This window comes from Ilyobacter sp., from assembly GCF_041583315.1.
Lineage (GTDB): Bacteria > Fusobacteriota > Fusobacteriia > Fusobacteriales > Fusobacteriaceae > Ilyobacter.
Genome location: NZ_JBFHGC010000063.1, coordinates 1 through 7,895, shown reverse-complemented (window position 1 = coordinate 7,895; position 7,895 = coordinate 1). Strand labels below are relative to the sequence as shown.

The window sequence follows — 7,895 nt, the reverse complement described above, 5'->3', positions numbered from 1 at the left end:
TGGCACAGTATTCATATATTTCATTATTTCCAAGACCGGCTTTATTCACGACTACACCAAATGGAATTTTCATGGCTCTTAGCATCTCTACAACCATCTTCATATCACTCACACCAAAAGGTGTAGGTTCTGAGACTAGGACTGCATAGTCCGCTTCTTCCACAGCTGCTACTGTTGCACATGAAGTCCCAGGTGGACAATCAATAAAAACTATTGGATCGTTTTCTACCGATTTTTTGAGCTGCTCAATTATCCTTACCCCAGACATCTCTCCAATATTCAGTTCTCCATATTTCATTTGAATAGAGGAGTCAGAGTTGTTTTTGTATATTTTTCCGATCTCTCTTTTCTCATATTGGATTGCCCCTGTAGGGCAGACAATTTTACATCCGCCGCAGTTGTGGCATATCTCTTTAAAGACAAGTACCCTGTCCTTTGCTGGTAGGATGGCATTATATCTGCAAAAATCCCCGCATTTTCCACATAGGCTACAGTTTTCCATATTTATTTTTGGGTATTCTGTTTCAATGCTGTTTTCCTGATTAAATTTAAAATCAAAGAAAATATGTAAGTTTGGTTCTTCCACATCAGTATCTATTACAGTGCAGCCTGGGACATTTACAGCAAGATTTGAAGTAACAGTAGTTTTTCCTGTTCCACCTTTTCCGCTCAATACAGCTACTTTCATTATTATGCCCTTCTTAGTCCTGAATGTTCTCTTACAGAAGCAGATTCAAACTCATTTAATTTTCCATCTTTATAAGCTTTTACAGCCTCTTCTACTGTTTTAAAACTGTCTTTTTTATATGCCTTGATTTTAAAGGCTTCTACTGCTGTGACTGCTTTTGGTCCTAGCTCAGGAGCAACAATTATTTCTACTCCTTCATTTGAAAGTAATTTTACAGCTTTTCCACCTGCACCATTTGATTCGTTTTTTGCTGTATTTTCTATAGTCTTAACTTCCATATTTTCTGAATTGACTATTACAAAGTACTCTGCTCTTCCAAACATGTTGTCAATTTCTGCTTTTAAACCTTCTCCTTTAGACGCTACTGCTATTTTCATTATATATTCCTCCTTTAAAATTGCTAAATATTTTTAGCTCTGATTAAAACTACTGAACATGATTTATGACGGGATTAATCCAATTCAGAGATGAGGTTTTCCAGATTGTCTAATTCTTTTTTTAAAATATCTCTCTCATTTTCTAAAAATTCTTTTCTATCCTGATCACTTTTCACTGACATTCTGAATCTGCCTCTGCAAAAATATCTTTCTCCGTTTTTTCTTGTACATCTTCCAAATTGATTTCCATTCTCTGAAGTATTGAAATTATTGAAACCTTTATGAAAGCCTGATCTTCTTCCAAACATAACAAACCTCCTATTTGTAGATGATATTATTTGATTATCCAACATTATAATTATAATAAAAACCGGATATCCGGTTTTTATTAATTAGTGACTACAACTGTGACCCTCATCATGGTTGTGGCTGCAAGCAGATCCTTTAGAGCAGAGTTCTCCTCCGGTATATTCTTTCAAATTACTATCAATGTTTCCAGCTGCTCCGAGGATAACATCGATATTCTGAACTGTGAACAGGTCTATTGCTCTTTGCCCCATTCCTCCTGTTATTATTGTGTTTACTTTGAGTTCACCAAGGAATTTTGGAAGTAATCCAGGCTCATGTGGCGGAGCATCTACTAATTCTCTGCTGAGGATTTCCTTACCGTTCATTGTGTAAATTGCAAATTGTTTACAGTGCCCGAAATGAGACTCTACAGTTTCACCGTTATTAGTTGGAAAAGCTATTTTTAGATTGTTCATAGTTTCTTTAACCCCCTCTGTTTTATTTATAATACTTGTTATTACTGAATTTAGAGCGTTATAAGCCACACCCTCTTGTTTTGAGAAAATATAAGGCTTTCCTTCATCTCCAGCTTCTACCATTTCAGCAGTCATAGGTATTTTACCCAAGAAAGCTACATCCATCTCCTGGGCTGCTTTTTCTCCACCCCCGGTTTTGAAGATATCTATTCTTTCGTCACAATGAGGGCATACAAAACCACTCATATTTTCTACTATTCCCATTACTGGCATTTTTACCATTTTTGAAAATTTGACAGATTTTCTGGAATCTAAGATAGCAACATCCTGAGGAGTAGTAACGATGATACTTCCGTCGACTTTTCCTAAAGTCTGTGCAATTGTAAGAGGCTCGTCTCCTGTACCAGGCGGTAGGTCAACTACCAGATAATCAAGCTCTCCCCAGTTTACATCCCCTAAGAGCTGTCTGATAGCACCTATTTTTGCAGGGCCCCTCCACACGATGGGATCATTGGAGTTTTCCAGATAAAAGCTTAGAGAAACTACCTTTAAATTATCACTTAATTTCAAAGGTTCTTCAAGAGACGGAAGCTTTGTTCCTTCCACTCCCAGCATAAGAGGGATATTGGGACCATGAAGATCTGCGTCCAAAATACCGACTTTTTTTCCTGCGAGGGATAGACCGTAGGCTATGTTTGTGGACATAGTAGATTTTCCTACTCCCCCCTTACCACTCATAACTACTATTTTATGTTTGATTTTATCCATGTTATTTTTGATTCTGATATCCTGTTCATCTGGATTACTGCTTTGGCAACTCATAATTAAATATCCTCCTCATTCTCCATGTTTTTATAATTATTTTTTATATTTATTGCTTTATTATTAAGCAATGCATCAACTATTTTTTTTCTCCCTGACTGGAGAAGCCTTTGGATAGTACCTCTTGAAATACCCATTGTTTCACTGGCTTCTATCTGGTTTTTTCCATCAAAATCACACAAACGAATGGCTTCAAACTCATCTAAATGAATATCTACTATTTCTAACTCTTTCATTTTAATTCCGGTGGGTTTAAAGGTTCTATCCCCATCTAATACCCGGCAGCATCTTTGCTTTCTAAAACGTGGCATAAAACCTCCTCCTAACTTTAGTATGTGCATATGCACACTTTAAGTCTACTCCTATTTTATTATTTTGTCAACATAAATATAAAATTAAATTTAGAAATAAAAAAAATCCCCCACCAAAGAAGAATCAGGTGAGCTATTTTGGCTGAGCCAAAACTCACAAAAAAAATTCTTTGTTGAGAGATGTAAACTTTATTTTTAAACTGTAAATTTATATCCAATTCCCCATGCGGTCTTAAGATATTTTGGTTTTTGTGGGTCATCTTCAATTTTTTTTCTAAGATTGAGAATGTAAACTCTGACAGAATTATTATCTATAAAAACATCATTCCAGATTTTCTCGTAGAGCTGGTCTTTTGTAAATATGATGTTGGGATTTTCCATAAAAAATTTCATAATTTTAATCTCTTTTGCAGAGAGAAAAATTTCTTTACCATCTTTATAATATGTTGTTTTATAATTATTTTTGTTCTTATACAAATTTAAGTGTACTTCTTATAGAAGTATCTCAATCTATAAAAGTAAAAATGTTATTCTGAAGTTATTAAAATTCTTTTACAATTTATAAAGTAATATTTTAAGTTGTTATCTGAACTCTAAAGAATTACTGCATAATAATTGGAGATCGCAATTAAAAGCGTTTCTCACCACTACTTATAAATGATTATTAAATTTTTTTAGAATAAATGTTGTTTGTGACAAAGGCAGGGCATTAGTTGGTTTTTATGGACGAATCTAAAAAAATGCACTACAATAATATTCTGGAATATAATTTAAAAAATTTATAAATGTTATCTTTATTAGTGGGGTATATGCTGAATATATAAAGATTTGTTATGAATAAATATCTCAGCAAATAGGAGGAGTATATATGAGAGGAAAAATAATCGGATTTGAGAATGAAGTTGATAAATGGGACGAAACAACAGATGTTGTAGTGGTAGGAAGCGGTTTTGCAGGACTTACAGCTGCAATAGAGGCAAATAACTCCGGAGCTTCTGTTGTTATTCTTGAAAAAATGAAGGCAGCCGGAGGGAACTCTATTATTAGTGACGGTGGAATCGCTGCACCTGGGACAGCTCTTCAGAATAAGTACGGTATTCATGACTCTACAGATATTATGTATGGGGATATGTTAAAGGCCGGTCTGGGGATAAACTATCCAGAACTTGTAAGAATTTTGGTAGATAATGCAAATGATGTATTCCAGTGGTCGGTTGATTATCTGGGGGTGGAATATCTGGACAGAATAGATATATTCGGAGGGCACTCTGTTCCTCGTTGTTATACTGCAAAGAATGTCACAGGTGCTACAATTATAAAAAAACAGATGAAAAAGATAAATGAACTGGGAATGGAGGTCAGATTCAGCTCATATTTAAAAAATCTTATTATGAATTCAGAGGGAAGAGTATGTGGTATCGTTGTCAGAGAAGATTATGACTATAAGGACCCTAAAAAAGGTAAAGACAGATATATAAAAGCTGAAAAAGGAGTTGTTTTGGCAACAGGAGGATTCGGAGCTGATGTTGATTTCAGGTCTTCCCAGGATCCTAGGCTCACAGAGAAGATAGGTACCACCAATAAACCTTTTGCCACATCAGAAACAATAAAAGAATCCATAAGAATAGGGGCTATGCCTGTGCAGCTGTCACATATTCAGCTTGGACCGTGGGCTTCTCCTGATGAGGCAGGTTATGGAGTTGGACCTATGTTTTCAGAATATATAGTATTTCAGTATGGCATCATTGTAGATTCTGCTACTGGAAAACGATTTGTAAATGAGCTTTCAGACCGTAAAACTCTTTCAGACAAACTGCTCTCTATTGGCCATCCGTGTATTGGTATTGCTGATTCAAAAGCTGTAAAAGAAGCTGGTTGGAACATAGATACTGGTTTAAAGAGAAAAGTTGTGAGAAAGTTTGATACCCTGGAAGAAGTGGCGGATTTTTATGAAATACCAGCAGAAGCGATAAAAGAAACTATAAATAGGTTTAATGAAAATTATAAAGAGGGTGTGGACAAGGATTTTGGGAAGATTCTTATTGAAAATTCATCTCCGATTTGTGAGGCACCTTACTATGCCATGAGACTCTGGCCGAAGGTTCATTTTACCATGGGAGGAATAAGGATAGATGCTGATGCCCGGGTAATAAGTATAGAGGGAGACGTAATCGAGGGATTATATGCAGCAGGAGAAGTCACAGGTGGAGTCCACGGAGCTTCCAGACTGGGAAGTTGTGCAATCACAGAATGTCTGGTATTTGGAAAAATTGCCGGGAAAAACATAGTAAATCAGTCTAAAATATAGATGTTTTATTTAAAATATCCAGTCAAAACATGGGTTTTTAAAATTTTAGAATAGCAGCTTAAAAAAAATTGACATTGAGAAAAAAGCAATGTATTATATAATTAAATTATAATATAATTATTTTTTAATAAGCTAATATTTATTTGAAAATCATGGAGGTGACTGGATGTTTTCAAAACAATTGATTAAATCATCCAAAAAGAAAAAGAATTTTTATGAAAATTACACCTGGATAATATTTTTATTCATGTGGATACTGCCGATTTTTGATATAAGGTTTGGTATTCTAGGACTTATTTCAATGTCCATGGCGGTAATTTTATCACTATTCAGTAAGGGGAAACCTTACTGTGCTTATTTTTGCCCTAGAGGCGGAGGTCTTCAGAAAATTTTGACTAGGTTCAGTATGGGGTTCAAAATACCCAAATTTATAACTAACAAGGTTACCAGATACAGCTTTACATTGCTTTTGACTGTGAAAGTGGTTTCTGGAATTGTAAAATCCAAGGATATATATCAGTTGGGACCGGCCATGTATATGGGATTTGTAGCTACAAGTATTTTAGCCATTACAATGGGGATACTTATGAAACCTAGAGTTTACTGCGGCGAACTATGTCATGCAGGGAATATCGCCGGACTTATAAATCAAATAAAGGTGAGAAATAAATAATTGTTTGTGAATATATCTAATATAACTCAAAGGCGGTGAAATCTTTGAATTTAGCTTTATATGGTGTTACTTTGCTTCTTCTGACTATTTCATATTCTAAAGATAAAAACAAGACTAAAAAATCTTTAAAAAAAGCGTTGAAGTCTTTTGAGAATATACTTCCTCAATTTTTAGGGGTAATAGTTCTTGTGGGAGTACTTTTGGCAGTGTTTAATCCTGAAACAATATCTAAGGTTATAGGTAACCAGTCAGGATGGATTGGAGTATTAGTTTCTGGAATAATAGGATCGGTAACTTTGATCCCGGGCTTTGTGGCCTTTCCTACAGCCTCTATATTGCTGGAAAACGGAGCAGGTTATATGCAGGTTGCGGCTTTTATCTCCACTCTTATGATGGTAGGTCTTGTGACCCTTCCTATCGAGGTGAAATATTTTGGTAAACGGCTGGCAATTTTTAGAAATTTAATGGCCTTCTTTTTTTCATTTATTGTGGCTTATATAATAGGAATAGTGGTGGGGTAAAATGAAACTTATTAAAAGGTATAAATTTTTTATGATTACACTGATTATTTTGACTGCTTTATTCTTTGTGAATCATGAAATGGGAACGAAAGCTGTGGGGATCACTGCTTACTCTATGAAGGAGATGGCACTGGTAATCCCTCCTGTGTTTATCTTGTTGGGACTTTTGGATAACTGGATTCCAAAAGAAACTATGGTTAAATATATGGGGGAGGATTCAGGAATTAAAGGAGTTATCCTTGCTCTGTTTATCGGATCTGCAGCAGCAGGACCCCTATACGGAGCCTTTCCTGTGGCAGCAGTATTTATGAAAAAAGGGGTTAAATTCAGCAATATTATAGTATTTTTAGGAGCCTGGTCCACCACCAAGATACCTATGTTTCTCTTTGAAATGGCGTCTCTAGGATCTAAATTTGCCTTTAGCAGGCTGGTGATAGACATTTTCGGAATAATAATTATGTCCAAGATGATTTCCGGTCTGATTCCTAAAGAAGAAGTAGATAAAATATATATCAATGCAGAAAGTTTGTAGGAGGATTTTTATACGGCCAAAGTCTCTTCAACAGGTTTGGATTTATAATATCAAAAGAGTGAACATCTATTAAGATGCTCACTCTTTTATATTTATGACAATATGTATTTTAGTTGAAGATTGGGTTTTTCAAAATTACAGATTATTAATATCTTCTTCTATAATTTTAGCAGTTGATTTTTGCTTAACTTTCTTGGTCTTTAACTGGTTAATGAGCTTTTCAAGAGCCGTGATGAATTTTTCAGATTCTGTCAGGACAGTATCTATTTCGGTTCCCATGGGGAAATCTTTTATTTCTACTAGGTATCGACCTAAGTAATTTTTCTTATAAATAAAAGCTCTGGTAAAACTGGTGTCTTCATAAAATTCAAAGATATCAACAATGTAATTTTTGTAAATGTTATATGAAAAATTATATCCGCTCATATTATCTTACCTCGATTCCAGAATTTATCCGTTCTTCAAGCAGTTCAATGAAGGAAATGGATTTTTCAATGATTTGAAGCTTTGGTGTATTTACTTCAAAGTCCATAACATTAACAAGTCTTTGAAAATAAATTTGTCCTCTGTAGAGGAAAGCCCTCGTTAGCGGCATATCCTCGTAGTGCTCGATTATTTTGAGATAATATCCTTTTGGAAGATCATATTCAAAAATATCAACAATGTAATTTTTGTAAATGTTGTATGAAAAATTATATCCGCTCATATTATCTTACCTCGATTCTGGAATCCATATGTTCTTCAAGTAATTCAATAAAAGAAATGGATTTTTCGATGATTTGAAGCTTTGATGTGTTTGCTTCGAAATCCATAACATTAACTAGTTTCTGAAATGAAGTGCGTCCTCTATAGAGAAACGCCCTTGTGAGGGACATATCCTCATAGTGATCTATCACCTT

General features: G+C 34.8%; 13 protein-coding genes. 4 read left to right on the top strand and 9 right to left on the bottom strand.

What is annotated here, in order from left to right; genetic code table 11:
* The 6 genes from ABZA26_RS03695 to ABZA26_RS03670 form a co-directional block, all read right to left on the bottom strand.
* A partial coding sequence (locus ABZA26_RS03695) for a P-loop NTPase (protein ID WP_372713169.1) occupies positions 1–688 on the bottom strand: 688 nt, incomplete at its 3' end.
* Between the two features lie 2 nt (positions 689–690).
* The gene (locus ABZA26_RS03690; RefSeq protein WP_372713168.1) at positions 691–1,065 is read right to left on the bottom strand and encodes a NifB/NifX family molybdenum-iron cluster-binding protein; all 375 of its coding nucleotides are present in this window, start codon (positions 1,063–1,065) and stop codon (positions 691–693) included.
* Positions 1,066–1,139: 74 nt separating this feature from the next.
* Entirely contained in the window at positions 1,140–1,373 is a 234-nt protein-coding gene (locus tag ABZA26_RS03685) for a DUF5320 domain-containing protein (protein WP_372713167.1), read from the bottom strand.
* A gap of 84 nt (positions 1,374–1,457) precedes the next feature.
* Positions 1,458–2,651: an iron-sulfur cluster carrier protein MrpORP gene (locus ABZA26_RS03680; RefSeq protein ID WP_372713166.1), complete on the bottom strand. Its 1,194-nt coding sequence runs from the start codon at positions 2,649–2,651 to the stop codon at positions 1,458–1,460.
* Positions 2,652–2,653: 2 nt separating this feature from the next.
* Positions 2,654–2,962, bottom strand: a complete 309-nt coding sequence (locus ABZA26_RS03675) for a DUF134 domain-containing protein (protein WP_372713165.1) — start codon at positions 2,960–2,962, stop codon at positions 2,654–2,656.
* 195 nt (positions 2,963–3,157) lie between these two features.
* Positions 3,158–3,439, bottom strand: coding sequence for a helix-turn-helix domain-containing protein (locus ABZA26_RS03670; protein WP_372713164.1), 282 nt, complete (start codon positions 3,437–3,439; stop codon positions 3,158–3,160).
* A 391-nt stretch (positions 3,440–3,830) separates the two neighbouring features.
* Here ABZA26_RS03670 and ABZA26_RS03665 point away from each other — a divergent pair, with 391 nt between their 5' ends.
* The 4 genes from ABZA26_RS03665 (at position 3,831) to ABZA26_RS03650 (ending at position 6,996) form a co-directional block, all read left to right on the top strand.
* Positions 3,831–5,270, top strand: a complete 1,440-nt coding sequence (locus ABZA26_RS03665; protein WP_372713163.1) for a flavocytochrome c — start codon at positions 3,831–3,833, stop codon at positions 5,268–5,270.
* 166 nt (positions 5,271–5,436) lie between these two features.
* On the top strand, positions 5,437–5,943 hold the full coding sequence (locus tag ABZA26_RS03660) for a 4Fe-4S binding protein (protein WP_372713162.1): 507 nt from the start codon (positions 5,437–5,439) through the stop codon (positions 5,941–5,943).
* A 44-nt stretch (positions 5,944–5,987) separates the two neighbouring features.
* A complete protein-coding gene (locus ABZA26_RS03655; RefSeq protein ID WP_372713161.1) occupies positions 5,988–6,464 on the top strand; it encodes a hypothetical protein in 477 nt (158 codons plus the stop codon).
* 1 nt (position 6,465) lies between these two features.
* Positions 6,466–6,996: a permease gene (locus tag ABZA26_RS03650; RefSeq protein WP_372713160.1), complete on the top strand. Its 531-nt coding sequence runs from the start codon at positions 6,466–6,468 to the stop codon at positions 6,994–6,996.
* Between the two features lie 135 nt (positions 6,997–7,131).
* On the opposite strand, the gene ABZA26_RS03645 is transcribed toward ABZA26_RS03650, so the two are convergent.
* The 3 genes from ABZA26_RS03645 to ABZA26_RS03635 all read right to left on the bottom strand — a co-directional run.
* A complete protein-coding gene (locus ABZA26_RS03645; protein WP_372713159.1) occupies positions 7,132–7,422 on the bottom strand; it encodes a hypothetical protein in 291 nt (96 codons plus the stop codon).
* 1 nt (position 7,423) lies between these two features.
* Entirely contained in the window at positions 7,424–7,702 is a 279-nt protein-coding gene (locus tag ABZA26_RS03640; RefSeq protein ID WP_372713158.1) for a hypothetical protein, read from the bottom strand.
* 1 nt (position 7,703) lies between these two features.
* The coding region (locus tag ABZA26_RS03635) for a hypothetical protein (RefSeq protein ID WP_372713157.1) at positions 7,704–7,895 on the bottom strand (192 nt) is incomplete at its 5' end.

Coding starts and splice junctions, on each gene's coding strand:
- ABZA26_RS03690 (WP_372713168.1), bottom strand. CDS start 1,065: ATGAAAATAGCAGTAGCGTCTAAAGGAGAAGGTTTAAAAGCAGAAATT.
- ABZA26_RS03685 (WP_372713167.1), bottom strand. CDS start 1,373: ATGTTTGGAAGAAGATCAGGCTTTCATAAAGGTTTCAATAATTTCAAT.
- ABZA26_RS03680 (WP_372713166.1), bottom strand. CDS start 2,651: ATGAGTTGCCAAAGCAGTAATCCAGATGAACAGGATATCAGAATCAAA.
- ABZA26_RS03675 (WP_372713165.1), bottom strand. CDS start 2,962: ATGCCACGTTTTAGAAAGCAAAGATGCTGCCGGGTATTAGATGGGGAT.
- ABZA26_RS03665 (WP_372713163.1), top strand. CDS start 3,831: ATGAGAGGAAAAATAATCGGATTTGAGAATGAAGTTGATAAATGGGAC.
- ABZA26_RS03660 (WP_372713162.1), top strand. CDS start 5,437: ATGTTTTCAAAACAATTGATTAAATCATCCAAAAAGAAAAAGAATTTT.
- ABZA26_RS03650 (WP_372713160.1), top strand. CDS start 6,466: ATGAAACTTATTAAAAGGTATAAATTTTTTATGATTACACTGATTATT.
- ABZA26_RS03645 (WP_372713159.1), bottom strand. CDS start 7,422: ATGAGCGGATATAATTTTTCATATAACATTTACAAAAATTACATTGTT.
- ABZA26_RS03640 (WP_372713158.1), bottom strand. CDS start 7,702: ATGAGCGGATATAATTTTTCATACAACATTTACAAAAATTACATTGTT.